Source organism: Pseudomonas sp. FP2294 (genome assembly GCF_030687625.1).
Classification (GTDB): Bacteria; Pseudomonadota; Gammaproteobacteria; order Pseudomonadales; family Pseudomonadaceae; genus Aquipseudomonas; species Aquipseudomonas shahriarae.
In genome coordinates this window covers 5,878,042-5,894,346 of the sequence record NZ_CP117441.1, presented here as the reverse complement: position 1 = coordinate 5,894,346, position 16,305 = coordinate 5,878,042, and the positions used below count along the sequence as shown (strand labels likewise).

General features: G+C 53.5%; 11 protein-coding genes. 6 read left to right on the top strand and 5 right to left on the bottom strand.

The features are described from left to right. Nucleotide 1: 1 nt before the first annotated feature. The 4 genes from PSH73_RS26735 to PSH73_RS26720 all read left to right on the top strand — a co-directional run bounded on the left by PSH73_RS26735 (nt 2) and on the right by PSH73_RS26720 (nt 3,992). Nucleotides 2-1,102 (top strand): hypothetical protein, encoded by a 1,101-nt coding sequence (locus PSH73_RS26735; protein ID WP_305461672.1) that lies wholly within the window; start codon nt 2-4, stop codon nt 1,100-1,102. A gap of 425 nt (nt 1,103-1,527) precedes the next feature. After that, on the top strand, nt 1,528-2,241 hold the full coding sequence (locus tag PSH73_RS26730; RefSeq protein WP_004419332.1) for a hypothetical protein: 714 nt from the start codon (nt 1,528-1,530) through the stop codon (nt 2,239-2,241). A gap of 522 nt (nt 2,242-2,763) precedes the next feature. Next, nucleotides 2,764-3,714, top strand: a complete 951-nt coding sequence (locus PSH73_RS26725) for a hypothetical protein (RefSeq protein WP_305461667.1) — start codon at nt 2,764-2,766, stop codon at nt 3,712-3,714. After that, complete coding sequence (locus PSH73_RS26720) at nt 3,711-3,992, top strand: hypothetical protein (protein WP_305461665.1); 282 nt, start codon at nt 3,711-3,713, stop codon at nt 3,990-3,992. Before PSH73_RS26725 ends, PSH73_RS26720 begins: the two co-directional genes overlap by 4 nt. Before the next feature lie 172 nt (nt 3,993-4,164). On the opposite strand, the gene PSH73_RS26715 is transcribed toward PSH73_RS26720, so the two are convergent. From PSH73_RS26715 to nhaA, 4 genes are all read right to left on the bottom strand, one after another. Beyond that, entirely contained in the window at nt 4,165-4,716 is a 552-nt protein-coding gene (locus PSH73_RS26715) for a hypothetical protein (protein ID WP_305461663.1), read from the bottom strand. 91 nt (nt 4,717-4,807) lie between these two features. Then, nucleotides 4,808-7,618: a DEAD/DEAH box helicase gene (locus tag PSH73_RS26710; RefSeq protein WP_305461661.1), complete on the bottom strand. Its 2,811-nt coding sequence runs from the start codon at nt 7,616-7,618 to the stop codon at nt 4,808-4,810. Next, nucleotides 7,615-8,379, bottom strand: a complete 765-nt coding sequence (locus PSH73_RS26705) for a hypothetical protein (RefSeq protein WP_057437914.1) — start codon at nt 8,377-8,379, stop codon at nt 7,615-7,617. Before PSH73_RS26705 ends, PSH73_RS26710 begins: the two co-directional genes overlap by 4 nt. 1,003 nt (nt 8,380-9,382) lie before the next feature. Next, nucleotides 9,383-10,585: a Na+/H+ antiporter NhaA gene (gene nhaA, locus PSH73_RS26700; protein WP_057961239.1), complete on the bottom strand. Its 1,203-nt coding sequence runs from the start codon at nt 10,583-10,585 to the stop codon at nt 9,383-9,385. 285 nt (nt 10,586-10,870) lie between these two features. On the opposite strand from nhaA, the gene PSH73_RS26695 reads away from it, so the two are divergent. Continuing rightward, entirely contained in the window at nt 10,871-13,081 is a 2,211-nt protein-coding gene (locus tag PSH73_RS26695) for an LTA synthase family protein (protein ID WP_128593102.1), read from the top strand. A 112-nt stretch (nt 13,082-13,193) separates the two neighbouring features. On the opposite strand, the gene PSH73_RS26690 is transcribed toward PSH73_RS26695, so the two are convergent. Beyond that, the gene (locus PSH73_RS26690) at nt 13,194-13,457 is read right to left on the bottom strand and encodes a hypothetical protein (protein ID WP_128593103.1); all 264 of its coding nucleotides are present in this window, start codon (nt 13,455-13,457) and stop codon (nt 13,194-13,196) included. Between the two features lie 51 nt (nt 13,458-13,508). Here PSH73_RS26690 and PSH73_RS26685 point away from each other — a divergent pair, with 51 nt between their 5' ends. Then, the gene (locus PSH73_RS26685; protein ID WP_152988018.1) at nt 13,509-16,241 is read left to right on the top strand and encodes a cation-transporting P-type ATPase; all 2,733 of its coding nucleotides are present in this window, start codon (nt 13,509-13,511) and stop codon (nt 16,239-16,241) included. The last annotated feature ends 64 nt before the right edge of the window (nt 16,242-16,305 follow it).

Here is a 16,305-nt window from a genome sequence, read left to right as displayed (position 1 = left end):
TATGGATAACGATCACCGTTGGAAGCTTTTCAACCTGGACTCGCTACTGGATGAGATGGACGGGCCTCTTCCGGAGGCATCAACAATAGACCTCTTCATTGCCGCTATCTCATTCAAGAACTTCGACTTCGTAGAGCGGCGCTTATCTTTTGTATGTGAAAGCGTGACCTACAGGTTCGAGGTCTGGCAGAGACTGATTGACGCCGCACCTGTGAAATATTGGATTAAAAACAAACAGGAGGGCGTACTGATTTACCCTCAGTCCGACTTTTGTGGTGCTCTGAGGAGCTATCGATATAGAGGGCCGCTTCACGATGTCAAAGCGATGTCTTCCGATTGGGTAACTGTCGCGGATACTCGAACGCTTTACAGCGCTCTCGACACCCCGGCTGCCCGCTCCGTCTACGCTGCTTGGCATCGGTGGGTGACGTCGACCACCAAAGAGGCTGCTGATCTGGCTGAAGGGCGTTTCGCCAACACTACCGTAGCCAGATCCTTGATCCTTTCTAGCCTGGGTGCCTGCCTCGCCTGCAAGGAGCCTGCAATCAGCAGCGCCAGAACCACAATCGCCAGCGTGCCTGGTAGCGGGACACTCATCCAGCTGCCGCTCTGTAGGCTGCACCTAGAACAGGCCAAACAACAGCCGAATGTGCTGAAGTTTTTGGGCACGCTGTTTTCCCTCTCGATAGATATCCCCGAGTTCGGTCGAAGCGAATTCATCCCTGACGAATTGATACCACACGTTCATGCCATGGTCGCTGAAGAGCTTGGAGGTATTGCTGCGAGTGCGGAGAAGCGTGAAAAGGGATGGCACCTCAGAATTGACCTGCCGCACGGCTGGTGGTGGCTACTGCGGCTGAAGTCGCTGATGAATTACTCCTACATGCTTTTCAGCCCTTCAGAAAAAAAGCAGGTGTACCGGGCGGACTCTGCTCCTGATCATCACGACCTCCCGTTTTTCCCTGACCACGAACATGCTCGTCCTGACAGAAATTCGGATGTCCGCTCGCCGAGTTTTTTGTACGGCAATCCATTTTTTGATTTCAAGCGACTACGACAGGTCAGCGACGAGCGAATGAGGCTGACTGAGCAGGCTCGCTAGGCCTTTCCGTTGCTCGGCATGCCCATCGCTGATTTTGCAGTTGGAGAGGGCCGTGCGTGGGTAGGGGCTGTTGATGGCTTGCCAGGCCAGAAAATTCACGCTGAAAAGCTCAAAAATGACCATTCGTGAACTAATTAAGGATCATAAAAGACTTCATTTTTTTATCATAACAATATGATTTTTAAAGTTTTTTTAGCGGGTTTTTTGAAAAGTCGCGTCACCTATATCTAGAGAGAGGTTTCCCGATTTCGGTAGAAAGGTCCCATCAAAAGCCATTTGAGACCTAACAAAGTGAATAACTTTCGCAAAGTTGTAGAAGCTCTGGAAAAGCTCGCACCTAACGCGGACAAGCTAGTTCCGCTCATTCTGTCTTTCGCAGTCTTCGCTGCGATCATCGTCATTGGTTTGCAGCAAGGAGTAGGCAAATGAGGATTTTTCCTTGGGTGAAGATGCCAGCGCTGTGGATCAAGGGAGGAGGCCTGCGTGACTTCGGATGGGCGAACTCCAGCACCGTGCAGCGCTCCAAGGCAATCGCTGCGCTGCAGTTGTACATCGCGCTTTTGACTGTCGCAGAAGAGGACTGGCGTACAGATGGCTGCAAGATGGTTGCAGATATCACCTATAGCGATCTGATGCGGATCACCAATCTGAGTCGGCAGCTGGTCGCAACGGGACTGGACGGATTAGTGGCGGCCGGGCGGATCACCACGGAGAAACAAGGCCGGAAATGCCGGTACCTGATTACTGGCTACGACTTCACCGGCAACTGGTGCAAGCTGCCCGCGAGGGCGTTGTACGTTCCTTTGAAGCAGACGCTGATCGAGCCCTTCCAGCTGTTCCAGAAGCGGTCGGTCTGCGAGTTGGATGCACTCAAGCTCTTCCTCTATTTCGCTTTCGCCCGGGATAACAAAACGCCCTACACCATGGCGTCATTCGAAACGATCTGCGAAAAGACCGGTGTTCCCGAAAAACGCATCCCCCGGGCGAATGCATTTCTCATCAATTGCGGGTTGCTGGCCAACTTGTCGCGCGAGCATTCGGAAGACGCCAAGAAGAAGGAGCCGAACAAGTATTTCCTGCGTGGTTACAGGGAGCTTTTTGTAGGTCGGCAAGCGCTGGCCCCCGCGCCAGCAGCGTGACCGTGGCCTGACCAGTCAGGCTCCGGTCACGCAGGACTATGCTTCGGTCGAGAACGCACACCCTGGCCAGGGATCGTCATGCCCGTGCCATGCTCGTCCAGGGGATAAGGGTCGCCACCGCGTGGGCCGTAAGCCCGGCTTTGATCAAACTTCCGCGGAAGGAGCCCAGGAAGGTACTGAGGACGGCTAGCCAAAAAAGGTCTTTGGCTCTGGTCCAGAATAGTTCGATAGCAAAACCTACCCCTAGGTAAGACCCAACTCAGACTGGTTGACGGGATGCTGCTGGGCTGCGGGTTTTGCCAGCGCCTCAGGCCATTTGTGCGCTTCGATAGTTGACATGTCGTTCAGCCACCATTAGCCTCTGGGTCAGGCTAACCCCTGCTTCGTGGGCCACAACACGGGAATCAAAGGTAGCGTCACCTGTGGTAAGTATCAAAATCAATCAACCATAGAACTGACTCCGCCAGGCACATGCTGGTGGTGTGGCACACCGAACTAATCGCCTGGCTAGGAAAATGTCCTATGCCGCAAGAACGTTATACCCTCGACATCCTCAAACAGACCTTCACTGTTGAGGTAGATCGCACTGTCTTCGATTCCAAGAGCTTCGCTGCCCTCCCGTCAGATGGAAATTCTCCTCTCAATACTCGTGAAGAGCGGAAGAACGCCCAAGTGCACGTCCCACTGACTGAGCTTGATCTGGAGCTCAATGGCCATGCGAAGCGCATTTTCACAGAAATGTGCAACGTCTTCGAAAACGGCAAGATCCGTTTTGAGCTTCCCAGCGGAGAGAAGGTTACGATCGCCGAGCTGCGGAAGGCTGCGAAGCTCTCCCGCGACTCTGAACAGTCACTTCTTCAATGCTTCGAGAGCTACACGCAAAAGCAGTTCGGCCGCTCCTACAGCGTTCTCATCTCTGAGGCTCAGAAATCGATGATTACGCGGTTTCAGGAGGCCTTCGACAGCACAGGCCCTCTTCCACCGATGCAGATGACCCCTGAAGAGCATGTGACCATGCGAGAGAACTTCACCCACTACCCTATCTGGACATCCCCAGAAAACCTTCGCGAATTTCGTGAGCTTGCCGATCAAGGGCATGTTTATTCGCAATATTTAGCCGGTGTCCTGCTTGCGACGGTGGCTGGCGAGTTTTCTGCAGATTGCGTCAAGTACCTGGTCGCTGCGTATCAAAACAAGGTGCCAGATGCGATGGCGGCCTTGGCTGAGTTCTGCTTCATGCGCCGCGATTACCTGGGGGCCGCTCAGTGCGCGCTGCTTTCAGTGGATGGCGGTCATCGTGACTCCAAACGCCTCATTCAGAAGAGCTACGGCATCATGGGTATGCAGGTATATCAAACCGCAAACGGGATGGTGTTCGGCTCCCAAGTATTGACCAAAGCCCTCCACGAGAGTGGCTTTGGGCCGGTTATCGGACGTGTTTACAAAGATGCCGGGGGAGATTCGCTGATATGACTAGCATGCACACCGATTCTCAAACTAACGAAGGCTTTGATGATGAGAGCTACGACTGCATGAATTGCCAAGAAGGCTTCTTGGCTTCTGACTTCGACCTTGTCGACGACGAGCTCAACCCACTCCACCCTTTGTGCCCCGCTTGCCAAGTGGCTGCTAGGCTAGAAAGTGCCGAATGCGAGCAGTGTGGCGAACCCGCTACGCATGAAGTCGAACTCGGCCCGCTGTGTGATGACTGCTTCGAGCACTATGTCGATGGCTATCGAGAGAATGGCTAAGGGAAGGATTTAACGCGCGAAAACAAAAGGCCTGGCTCATCTCAGGCCTTTTGTCATTAGAGGGCGCTGCTATCAAGTGCATCAGGGGCTAAGGGAGCCGTTACCCGTAAAGGCCGGAAACGAGAAGACGGCGTCTCCTATGTTGGCCCTCCCTCAATGTTTTCCTCCTTCGCTACACCTTCAGATACCCTGCCTTCACTTGCTCCACCACGCGGGCATGCATAGCCTTGTGTATCCGATTGAGTACCACGCCGATCATCTCGTCTCCATTCAGCTCTCGCACCGCTTGAAAAAAATTCTCTCGTTGCGGTTCTGCGGCGATGGATGCTTCAGTGTTTGCGTTGAGCTCATTCATGCTCCGATGGAAGTCCAACAGCAGTTGATGGAAAGGATCTTCTGGCGGGACGACTCGATTCTTGTTGGCCAGCAACCAAGCCTGCTCATCCGTAGTGAATCGAGAATCAGCAGCCAGGCTCTGGTAGTCCTTCTCTGTCGGTCCTATCGGAAATGGTTGCGGACAAATTCGGCGGCTATTCAGGTCGGTGACAACCTCTTCAAGTTCCTTATCCCGGCATTTTTCACACAACCGAATACCAGGAAATCCTTTCGTGCGTCGCAGGGCATCGGAAGTGCTTCCAACGTAGAAGTCAACGCAGCATTTCGGGAAGCCAAATAGCTTCCCCAGCACACGATCAGCGAACACTTTCTCTTCAATTTCAGTCATTTCTATATATCACCCGAGTCAGATGGACCACACACATACCTGGTGGCCAGAAGGCGAACAACCAGGCGATCAACGCCGTGACCAGGCGGGGCTATTCAACTGGAATCAGCAGGTCGTCGAATTCTGTATCGCCGCTTCTAGCGCTCAACGCAGTCTCAATCGCCTTAGCCATTTTCGACCAGTCTGTGGCAGCAGCCTTTTCGCTTCCGAACTCACTAAGTTTCCCGAGAGCTCTAAGAATCCATGGTAGGAAATTGGCCACAACACCATTAATGAACGATACGAATTCCTCGAACATCGTCTCAACCGTGTCCGGCTTGGCCGCGGATTTCTTGCTGCGCAGCCCTTCAAAGACCTGGCGTAAGTCCATGCGCAATAGTAAGTTACTTAGCATCTCTTCAATGTTTGAGGTCTTAACCACATTTCTGTGGTTAACTCCGGAGAAGATTTTTTTTAACGTCTCATTCGACTGCTCGGGAACGTCGTTGAACCGCTCCAGAAGCTCACTGTAGAGCGCCGCGCCAGTTTCGAAGTACTCCTCTGACAGAAATTCCACCATTAGCCGACATGTTCCGGGTGAGAAGCCGCTGAGGTTGGCAGCTTGGCCAAATTCCGTGAGTCTGATTGGGCTGTTCATGACTGCCATTGCACCGCCAGCCTCCTGATCGTCTAAAATTCTGCTGACGGTCTCCGACAAGATTCTACGTACGTTTTGCTTGCCATCGGTTTGCCCAGCGTAAGAGGCCTCCGTCAGTTCTGACACGATATCTTCAGCGTCGGGATGCTCTCCGATGCACGCGAGCAATTGCGCACTGATTGTTGCCTCCAGCAGTTTCTGCCCTTGGATAGGGGTCTCGTCCCACTCGCCCCCAAGCGTCGACTGGAGCGGTGAGGATGCAAACATGACTTCTTCCAAGCTACGTTTGTTTCGCTGCCCCCGCTTCAAGGATGGGGGGCCCATCAAGTTTTCGAAGAGAACCGTATCGCCTTCAGAAAAGGCACCCGCTCTACCGCAACGGCCCGCAATGTTACGGAAAGTCATCGACTTCATTACCCGACCATCATCACGCATGCTGCTGAGCCAGTGAGCGACGATAGTCCATCGGAACGGGAGGTCCGCACCTTCAGCGAGTGTGGTGGTTGCGCAAACAACTGACAGAGCGCGTGCACGAGTTAATTCTTCTATATCGCGTCGCACATCAAAGGGCAGAGATGCGTTGTGGTACGACACTCCATACCGAAGACACTCGGCTAAGAAGTTCAAGTAAGGGTAGCGTTCAAGGATGTTGGCTGCGGTCTGTAGAACGTCGTCATTCTCAACCTCCTCTCGGCCTTCCAGTAACTCACGGGCAAGTAGCCGTGTGTCCAGCTTTCTTGGGCACACGATCAGACCGGGCGAGCCTAGTCGAATCAAAAGATCTCGTGCTATTGCACCAACATTGGCGGCCGCACTCTTCTCATTAGCATTCGCGAACCGCGCCGGTTTTATCTTCCCAGGAAGTCTGACTTTGATCGGTTCTGACACGGCCGAAGTGGCTAGCTCGTTCGAGGGACGAAGCGCGTCGTTCCCATGGATCCAGTACATATCCCCGTTCGCGAGGCACATGGCTAATCGGCGTGCTGTAGGTCGCCAGCCAATTTGATGCAGGTCGATTTCTTGCACGCCAAGCCACGTACAGACGCGCTGCGGCTCAGTCAACACAGCTGACAACCCAATGATGCGAAGCTTTGGATTGTTTCGCTGAAGCAGCCGAAGTCTTGATACCAAGCCTTCCACCCGAGCACCCCGAGATCCATTCTCAAGAATATGGATCTCGTCGAAGATGACTGTACGCAGTCGGTCAAGGTCTTCACCAGTACGAAGCCAACCGTCAAACCGTTCAGGGGTAGCGACGACAACCTCATTCTCGGCGAAGCTGTTTAAAGCCTCAGATTGGAAACCGCCAAACATGGAAACAACAGGGACCTCATCACCAAAGCATTTCCGAAGAGAATCCTTCACCTGCTCCCCAATGGCGACATACGGAGCGACATAGACACACAAACTGTCATCCGCTAAATCGGCAGCCATACACGCTTCAGCGACAAATGTCTTCCCGGTGCTTGTGGGAAGCGTTAATAGGGTGTTGCGTCTATGCATAGCAATACGTTTCTTGCTGAGAAGAATGTACTGCGGGGGCAGTAGGGTCACCATGCCAGCTTTGATGGATTGCAGGATAAACCATCGCGGAATTTCGGGTGCGTCGTCTAAAAGATTAACGGTCGCTAATCGTCTCGCTTGGTTAGCTGCCATCCGCCCACCCAGCAAAAGTGCATACTCCGCCATGGTTCCTGCCGTTGCAGCTTCAGTGAAGAGCTCGAGTGCATTTTCGAATGCTTTGGTACGTCTCCGCTTGTTAGAGCGACGCAAGGCGCGGTACCACCAGGAACGAAACTCGTCGAAATTCACATCGAGCGAACGGTATCGAACGTTTTTACTGGACGGGTCGCATATCGCTGCGACCATACGGAACACTAAGCTTTCCTTGAGATAACCTGAGGACACATCAGAAAGCGCAGCGCGTGCACTGGGAAAGTTGCCATGCATAGCAAAGGCAAGCGCGGCATGAAACGACAAGTCATCAAGATCAGCAACGTTCGGTGGATTTGTTTCACGTCGCAGGTTTTGTGCCGTCGATTGCAAGATCCGAGCTGCTGCGACAAGAGGCTGCGCATTGCTCTCGTCATCAAGTGCCTCAAGTACCTCCACTCCTACGCGAACTTGGAATGCACTGATGCACTTGAGTGCCGTCGCTACATCGAATGGGTCTGCGGTCGGAAACACTGGCTCAACCCCTCTGGCCTTTGCTGCTGAGGAGGCAGCACTTTCGAGGAATCTGACAGAGTCAGGGAGGCCGTTCATGGCATCGTACTTCCGTTATTTGAAAGATGCACAAGGCACTGAGTCAGCTTGCTTATCGCGATGCTCCAAGGCTCAATAGTTTGCTTGCCCCAGCCTTGTTGTTCAATCTTCACGGCAACATTGTCCAGCGCTTCAACAGCCGCCTGATCACCGACACTACAGTCGTGCACCAATGTGGGCAGCAATTTAATGCCTTTACAGTCCTTCGCCTCTGGCATGAAAAGATTACCAACTCGCTCAAGCGCGTCGTCATCGAACTCGTGAACCTCCATCAGGTAACCCTGTAGCCAGTTAAATCGCTGACCTAACGACCCAGCGACCGTTGTTTTCCCCAAAAGCTTGTCGTAGTCGTCAATTAGTGCGGTCGCGTAGGTCAGCACGGCGGCGCCAGTAGTCTTTACCTCCATGATGTAAAGGCAGTCCTTGCTCTCGTCGCCTCCTGGGTCCAAGTGGACGATGGTGATGTCCAGCCCTGTCGGGGCGCCATTTTGAAGCGGAGTTAGTGCTCCCATTAGCGCCACCGTGTACCCGTTGCCCTTCCCGCGTAATCCAGACTTATGAGCGACCTTGTACGATAGAAACTCGCCAAGGTTGCCCTTTCGGCCAGTAGTGAGCTTCGTGATTTTCGGTGGCCAGATTTTGGTCGCCTTCGAGAGCTCGGTGTGAATCCACTGGTAGAACGCCGCGCAATCGGGATCACCTCGGAAAAGCTGAATTTGCCATCCATTGGATGAATTCGAGGGCGATTTAGTGAAGGCCATCGGTATCTCATTCCCTGTTCTAGCACACGGCCTCTGCTGCGTGAGTAAGGCCTTCCGCCACTATGTTAGCGCAGCGTGTTGGTGCTGAGTCGATTTTGTATCAGGAGCAATTCGGCATCTGGGTCAAAATTTGTGACAACCACCTGCTCGATCCAGTCAGTTATCCAAGGAAGATACCATCATAAAATTCTGGTTTTTTGACCCCGTCCACCTTTGCTCCTTTTGCTCTGACCCAGAGTTGTGACAAGCTTTATTCTTTGAAAAACAATACGAGTTTTTGTAAAAGCCAGTTTTGTGACAACCTTTTCGCGCCCCAGACGCGTCGGTATTTTCCTAGATGCCACGAATTTAAAGTGGTGTTGTGACAACCTTTATTCTTTTGACACAAGGGTTGAAGCTACGAGATAAAGTCTGTCGGAATGAAATAAAGTTTGTCGCTGGCGCCTCCTGCCCCCCGGTTGAGCAGCCAGCGACGCTTTCCTGCTTGCCTCCTTGCTCTCGACGCCGCTCTAGGTTTTATCGAAAAAATGATCTTAGCTATTCAGCCTGAGGAGACTGTGCGTTCCTTTATGGAAAAACTCCTCGCCCAAATGCAGGGGGGAATTAGTTGCTATGGCTTGAACAAGATGCTTAATAGGCATACTAACTACCCGTTAAAGGAGGTTTTTAAGAGTGTTCAAGATGTCTCCTACTATAGGGTTGAATACATAGGTCATTCGAGGTGCTACGACTTAAATAGAACCCCAACAGGTTTTGTCCTGTTTGTGTTGCCGAAGATATTGAACGCTTAGGGTTTTCCTTCTGGCGACGTGCTCACTGTTGTGAGACTGAAAGTCTGCGCTGATCACGGGAAAAGTTGCTACGAAGTTGCTAGCGCCAATCAGCCGTTCAGGGGGATGTCTCAGCGGCTTTGGCGTAAAGCACGATGACCACACTTCGCCAGACGATGTTCCGGCCACAGGATTTCCAACATGGAGAAACTCCGTGGCCGGCTCGCTTACGCTTACTTGGAAACCGTGCCGGCGGTAATGGCAGGTGCAGCGCTGCGTCGCAAAATCAGGACACCACCTATTGCAGCCAAGGTCGAACCTATCAATACACCGACTTTTACCTCGTCAATCAGGTGAGCTGATCCAGCAAACGCAAGGTTTCCGATGAATAGACTCATGGTGAAGCCGATGCCACACAAGAGCGCAACGCCGTAAAGCTGTGCCCAATTGCTGCCTTCCGGCAGCTTGGCCAAGCCCATACGAATGGCCAGAGCAGCCAATAGGAAAATACCAATCTGCTTGCCCACCAACAAGCCGAGCGCTACACCCAGCGGAACCGGATCGACTAGGTTTTCCATAGAAATACCGGCAAGTGAAACACCCGCATTGGCGAAGCCAAAAATCGGCACCACAGCGAAAGCTACCCACATGTGCAGCTTTTCTTCCAGGAACAGCAGTGGAGACCGGACTTCCTCTTCAGGCTTACCCATTGGGATGCACAGCGCTACAGCGACACCCGCAAGGGTGGCATGCACCCCCGATTGCAGCACGAAGAACCACAGCACACCACCGACCAGCAAATAGGGGAACAATCGTCTGACGCCCCATCGATTCATTGCGATCAGAATGACCAAGGTTGCGAGCGATGCCAGCAACATCGGCATGGAAAGACCAGTGGTGTAGAAAAAGGCGATGATGACCACAGCCCCCAGGTCGTCAATGATCGCCAAGGCAGCGAGAAAAACCTTCAGTGAAGTCGGGACTCGCTTACCCAGCAGCGACAAGACGCCCAGGGCGAATGCGATGTCGGTAGCGGCTGGTATAGCCCAGCCTTTCAAGGTCTCAGAATTACCCCAGTTGATTGCGATGTAGATCAATGCAGGCACAACCATGCCGCCTAAAGCACCAAATCCTGGCAACGCACGCTGGCCCCAAGTGGAGAGCCCGCCTGCCAGTACCTCTCTTTTGATCTCGAGTCCGACCATCAGGAAGAAGATCGCCATCAGGCCATCATTGACCCAATGCTCGACAGACATGCCCAACCAGACACTGTGCAAGGCTGCAAAATAACCTTGCGAGAGAGGCGAGTTGGCCACAATTAGTGCCGCGAGTGCTGCGCCCATCAGTACAAGACCGCCAGCGGATTCCGACGATAGGAAGCGAGCCAGAATTGCGGCAGCTCTAGGGGTTTCGGCTTTAGCTTGATGATTGGTCATCAACATCCTTTGGATCATTTAAAAAGGTAATATATTAACACTTGGCCCGCGCACGCGGGGCGGGGTCTAAACAGCATGAAACAGTTGATGCTGAAGGGCTTAGTTAGCGAGCACTCCTCAACGCAAGCCTCTGAAATAGGGCTTACGCCCAAGCATCCGAAACGATATCAATGCCGTCACTGACTCAATCCACCGTCCCTCTTTCGAATAACTCGATGAGTCGTCCCCCCGCTTGATACCATCCAGCACACTTATATGACGATTTAATGTCTGGAAGGCCTTTGCGTGAATGTTATCCATCGCTGGTTAAGACAACCCCGTGCACGCCTGATCGCCTTGATCGGGTTGGTTCTGATCGTGCCTTTGTGCCTGCGTGCGGCTCTGGGTTGGTCGAATCCACTTGGTTATCTTTCAGATCTGGGAATTGCGAGCCTGCTGATAGTACTCCTGCATCGCCGTCCTTGGTGGTTAGCGCTTCCTGTGTTGCTGGTATGGGGACTTATTACTCTGGCGACTGCCGAACTGGTCAGCGCGGTCGGTAGACTCCCAAACTCCTCTGACCTGCACTACCTGGTCGACCCTCAGTTTTTGGAAAACTCTACAGGTGGTGGTTTCGCCCAGCCTTGGCTGGCCGCCACTCTGATTGTTGGACTGGTAATTTGGCTGATCACGCAGTACCTGGGACGCTTGTCTCCCGCTCCGGGTTTACCACGAAGCGCGTGGGCAGCACCGCTACTGCTATTGATCGCCCATTGGGGTGTGCAGCACCTGTACCCCTCAGAAGAAGACCAGTGGCGCTTGTTCAACCTCCCACATCAGTTAATGGCCGCGAGCGTTGGCGCTGTTCAGGCAAGCGCGGAAGAGTGGCTGGAAGGTGAGGCTGTCGATGAACTACCGAAAATGGCGGGGCTCACTGAACTCGATCTGGACGGACAGAAACTGCTCGCGACACCGGGGCGTGCGCGCAATGTGTTGATCATCGCACTGGAAGGTATTCCCGGCGCCTACGTCGGCGTCAACCGCAAAGCCCTACACAGCAGCTATCAAGAAAACCTCATGCCGAATCTCAGTCGTTGGGCAGAGCGCGGCATGAATACGCCGGATTATGTACTGCATAGCCATCAAACCATTCGTGGTCTGTACGCAATGCTTTGTGGGGATTACGACAAGCTGGACAACGGAACGCCTAAAGGCGTTGAGATGTTGACCCAGAACGAACGGAACCAGGCGTGCCTCCCTGCCCAATTGCACAAGAACGGATTCGCCACGCACTACCTTCAGGGCGCGGGCCTGCGCTTCATGGCCAAAGACAAGATCATGCCGCACATTGGCTTCGGTGCGACCCATGGCCTGGAATGGTTCACCAACAGCAACTACCTGGAGTTCCCTTGGGGCAAGGACGACAAGGCCTTCTTTGAAGGGGCGCTGGACTACGTCGGCCAACTGAAAAAGCAGAAAAAGCCGTGGATGCTGACCCTGCTGACCGTTGGCACCCACCAACCCTATTCGGCCCCTGAAGACTACCTTGAGCGCTACGACACACCCAAGGAGGCCGCCGTCGGGTATCTGGATGATGCTCTCGGGCAATTCCTCAGCGGCCTGGAACGTCAGGGCATCTTGAAAGACACCCTGGTGGTGATCACCTCGGACGAATCCCACGGTATCGATGGAGTGCGCCTGGCTTCCTCTTGGGGCTTCAACCTGATGTTAGCGCCCGAGCAGGATCAGTTGCCTGGGGTAAAGTCTGGAGTCTACGGGCATGTCGATCTGAGTGCTTCGATACTCGACTACTTCGCCTTACCCGTCCCTTCAGCCTTAAGCGGTCGTTCCCTGTTTCGTGACTATGAAACAGGCCGTGAGATCATGTCGTTCACCAACGGCAAGCTGCGCTATCACGATGGCCAAGGCACGTTGACCGAGTGTGACTTTCAACAGCGCTGCCGGAATTACAACAGTGCAGGGTTCATTGCCGATCACGCTACCCTTGCCGGACAGTACGGCGGCAAACGAGCACGAGAAATCACAGCAAGAGCCTTGGCGCTGGATCATTCGCTGATCCGGACACCGTTGAACCAGCATTACCAATTCGGCAGTCCCGCCATCATCCCGCTTCAGGCACAGATCAAGGATGACTGGGCCGACAACCTGATCGGTGCTCAGTATCTGGAAATGCCCAAGGGCTCACAAACACGCGTGCGTCTGACCGTGCGCTCTTTAGATCCCCGGCAGGATGCCTACATCCTGCTGAAAGCCAAGGAGTTGGAGCAGGATGTGCCACTGGGGCTGCCAGCAGAAATGGTCGTCACTGCCGATCAGCCGTTGGAGATGGACTTCAGTTTCGATAATCCGCAGCCGCGTAAGGCGTTCTCGTTCCATCTGTTGGGCTATGGGCTAGGTGCCGTTGAAGTGAGTGACTTCAGCGTGATTACCGAGTTGCTAGAAGCTCCGGAGGCGCTGGAAGAGTCCCAGGTTGATAACGTAGCTAAATCAAGTTAGGGCGTTATGCATAATTAAGATTAAGTTGAGCGCATTAATATGCCGGGTTTAACAAAGCAACACAGGAGTGTTGCAAAAACTGCATGCTATATACTGAATAAACAGAGGTTTATTAAAAGTCAGCAGTAGTATTTATGCCTCCCCGTTTTTGCTTTGCGCAGTATTCGGTTGCCTGCACCATTGGATGAAAATCTAGAAAATTAAATTTTTCACCAAAACATTTTGTCACATTAATTGCTATTGATAATTTGATCTGCATCAGTAATTGCCAACCGGTTGATTGCGTTACATCTATAGTTCCTGTCAGCTGGACGGAACTATAGGATGTAAGACCGAAAAATAATGTTTTCAGTCTTATATTCCCACGCTCGCTCATGATCACCTCAGCCCGTCTCACTTGAGCTGTGCACACAGGAGATACTCATTGATGAAGCAGGTGGTCGACGCATCAACGGAGCAAACACCAATCCCTCCGCATTCCGTGGCCTGGCACTCCCTACCTGCAGAGCAGGTGACAAACCTGCTTGAGGTCAATGAGCATGTCGGGCTGGAGGCCGCCGAAGTTCAAGCGCGGCTTGCCCGCACGGGTTTCAATCGTTTGCCAGAAGCCGCACGGCGACCCGCGTGGCTGCGATTCATGCTGCAATTTCACAACATTCTGATTTATGTGCTTCTAGGATCCGCTGCGATTACCGCGATGCTGCAGCATCTGTGGGACACGGTGGTGATTCTTGCAGTGGTTATTGCAAACGCAATCATAGGTTATGTCCAAGAGGGTAAAGCGGAAAAGGCCATGGACGCTATCCGGCAGATGCTGGCGCCGCACGCCGCCGTGATTCGTGCGAGTCAACGTTTGAGTGTTGTAGGCGAGGAGTTAGTACCGGGCGACATTGTATTGCTGGAGGCCGGAGACAAAGTACCTGCTGATCTACGCCTGCTGCACGTGAATAGACTGCAAATCCAAGAAGCAATTCTCACCGGTGAATCCGTACCGGTAGAGAAACACACCGAACCAGTGGGTGTTGAAGCCGCTCTGGGTGATCGTACCTGCATGGCGTTCAGTGGCACGCTCGTGACTTGCGGCCAAGCAACCGGGGTTGTAATTGCTACCGCAGCAGCAGCTGAAATAGGACGCATCAGTACGCTGCTTGCTGGAGTTGAAACGCTGACCACGCCGCTGGTGCAGCAAATGAATATATTTGCACGTTGGCTGACGATCTTGATCTTGTTAGTCGGCGGCCTTCTGCTCGTGTTCGGCCATTATGTCGGGCACTACGAGTTCACAGAGATCTTCATGGTCGTGGTGGGGATGTCGGTAGCGGCGATACCTGAAGGACTGCCCGCCGTCCTTACCATCACGCTGGCTGTCGGCGTTCGTGCAATGGCTCGCCGCAACGCTATCGTGCGTCGCCTGCCGGCCATCGAAACACTCGGCTCGGTATCCGTTATCTGCACTGACAAAACCGGCACACTGACCCGCAACGAAATGATGGTCGCAACGGTCGTCACGAGCGATCTGCTCTTCACGGTTGATGGTGCAGGTTATCAGCCAGCGGGAAGCATCAGTCTTGCCGATCAGTTAATCGACATATCATCTCACCCCGCGCTCTCAGAATTGGGGCGAGCAGCAGGTCTTTGCAACGATGCCTCGCTGCGCCTGCATGAGGATGTATGGACGGTGGAGGGGGATCCGATGGAGGGGGCCTTGCTGGCGTTTTCCGGAAAAGCTGGAATCGATAGCGATGAAGATCATCGTACCTGGCCACGAACCGATGCCATTCCGTTTGACGCGAAACACCGCTTTATGGCGACCCTCCATCACAATCATGATCGCCATGCCTCTATCTATGTAAAAGGCGCGCCGGAGCAAATACTGGCCATGAGCACGCAGCAGTTCGTAACCGCCGGCGTGACGGAGCCCCTCAACGCGGACTACTGGTACGAACAGGCGAACACTATCGCCGCAAAAGGGCAGCGTGTATTGGCGTTTGCCGCTAGATCAGTTCAGCCAGAGCACACCGTGTTGGAGTTTGGGGACGTGCAAGGGAAGCTAACCTTGTTGGGTATGGTCGGGTTAATTGATCCGCCGAGACCCGAGACGATAGAGGCCGTTCAACAATGCCAGGCGGCGGGCATTGTCGTAAAAATGATCACTGGCGATCATGGCGGCACCGCCGCCGCAATCGGTCGGCAGATTGGCTTGCAAAATCCCGACAATGTGCTGACTGGTATAGACCTGGACTCCATGAACGATGCAGCGCTCAAGGAGGCGGTGAAGAACGTCAATATCTTTGCACGTACCAGCCCTGAACATAAACTCAGGTTGGTCATGCTGCTGCAATCGAATGGCATGACCGTGGCAATGACCGGCGATGGCGTCAACGACGCACCCGCGTTGAAGCGTGCCGATGCGGGTATTGCCATGGGGGGGAAGGGCAGTGAAGCCGCCAAGGAAGCTGCAGACCTGGTGCTGGCCGACGACAACTTCGCATCCATCGTGGCGGCAGTGCGCGAAGGGCGGACAGTCTACGACAACATCAAAAAAGTGTTGAGCTGGACGCTGCCTACCAACGCGGGCGAGACCATGACCATCATCGTGGCCCTGCTGCTCGGCCTTACACTGCCGGTCACGGCGATACAGATTCTGTGGATCAATCTGATTACCGCCGTGACACTTGGCATCGCACTGGCGTTCGAGCCTACCGAAGAAAACACAATGCGCAGACCGCCCCGTTCGCGCAAAGAGCCTCTGATAAGCGGTGCATTGGTTTGGCATATGGTACTTGTTTCAATTCTGTTCCTCTGCGGCGTTTACGGCATTTTTTCTTATGCGCTCGACCGTGGCTACTCCGTGGAGTTGGCCCGTACCATGGCGGTGAATACGTTAGTCGTGATGGAAATATTCCATCTGTTCTTCATTCGTAATCTCTACAGCACATCGCTTACCTGGAGGGGCATTCGTGGCACCAAGGTCGTGTGGATGACCGTCGCAGTGGTGACCTTGGCTCAGTTCGGCATCACCTACGCGCCACCGCTGCAAAAGGTGTTTGCCACAGAAGCGATCCCCTTCCTGGATGGCCTACTTATCATCGGGGTTGGTGTTGCGCTCTTTGCGATCATCGAGATTGAAAAACAGATTCGAATCCGCCTGTCCGAGTAGAACTGATTGCAAGCTGGCAATCCCCAAACGACAAGCATCTTCATGCCACTGAAAGAGGATTTAG

What these genes read in the sequence shown, in the direction of transcription:
- PSH73_RS26735 (WP_305461672.1), top strand. Translation starts at nt 2, where the DNA reads ATGGATAACGATCACCGTTGGAAGCTTTTCAACCTGGACTCGCTACTG.
- PSH73_RS26730 (WP_004419332.1), top strand. Translation starts at nt 1,528, where the DNA reads ATGAGGATTTTTCCTTGGGTGAAGATGCCAGCGCTGTGGATCAAGGGA.
- PSH73_RS26725 (WP_305461667.1), top strand. Translation starts at nt 2,764, where the DNA reads ATGCCGCAAGAACGTTATACCCTCGACATCCTCAAACAGACCTTCACT.
- PSH73_RS26720 (WP_305461665.1), top strand. Translation starts at nt 3,711, where the DNA reads ATGACTAGCATGCACACCGATTCTCAAACTAACGAAGGCTTTGATGAT.
- PSH73_RS26715 (WP_305461663.1), bottom strand. Translation starts at nt 4,716, where the DNA reads ATGACTGAAATTGAAGAGAAAGTGTTCGCTGATCGTGTGCTGGGGAAG.
- PSH73_RS26710 (WP_305461661.1), bottom strand. Translation starts at nt 7,618, where the DNA reads ATGAACGGCCTCCCTGACTCTGTCAGATTCCTCGAAAGTGCTGCCTCC.
- PSH73_RS26705 (WP_057437914.1), bottom strand. Translation starts at nt 8,379, where the DNA reads ATGGCCTTCACTAAATCGCCCTCGAATTCATCCAATGGATGGCAAATT.
- nhaA (WP_057961239.1), bottom strand. Translation starts at nt 10,585, where the DNA reads ATGACCAATCATCAAGCTAAAGCCGAAACCCCTAGAGCTGCCGCAATT.
- PSH73_RS26690 (WP_128593103.1), bottom strand. Translation starts at nt 13,457, where the DNA reads ATGAGCGAGCGTGGGAATATAAGACTGAAAACATTATTTTTCGGTCTT.
- PSH73_RS26685 (WP_152988018.1), top strand. Translation starts at nt 13,509, where the DNA reads ATGAAGCAGGTGGTCGACGCATCAACGGAGCAAACACCAATCCCTCCG.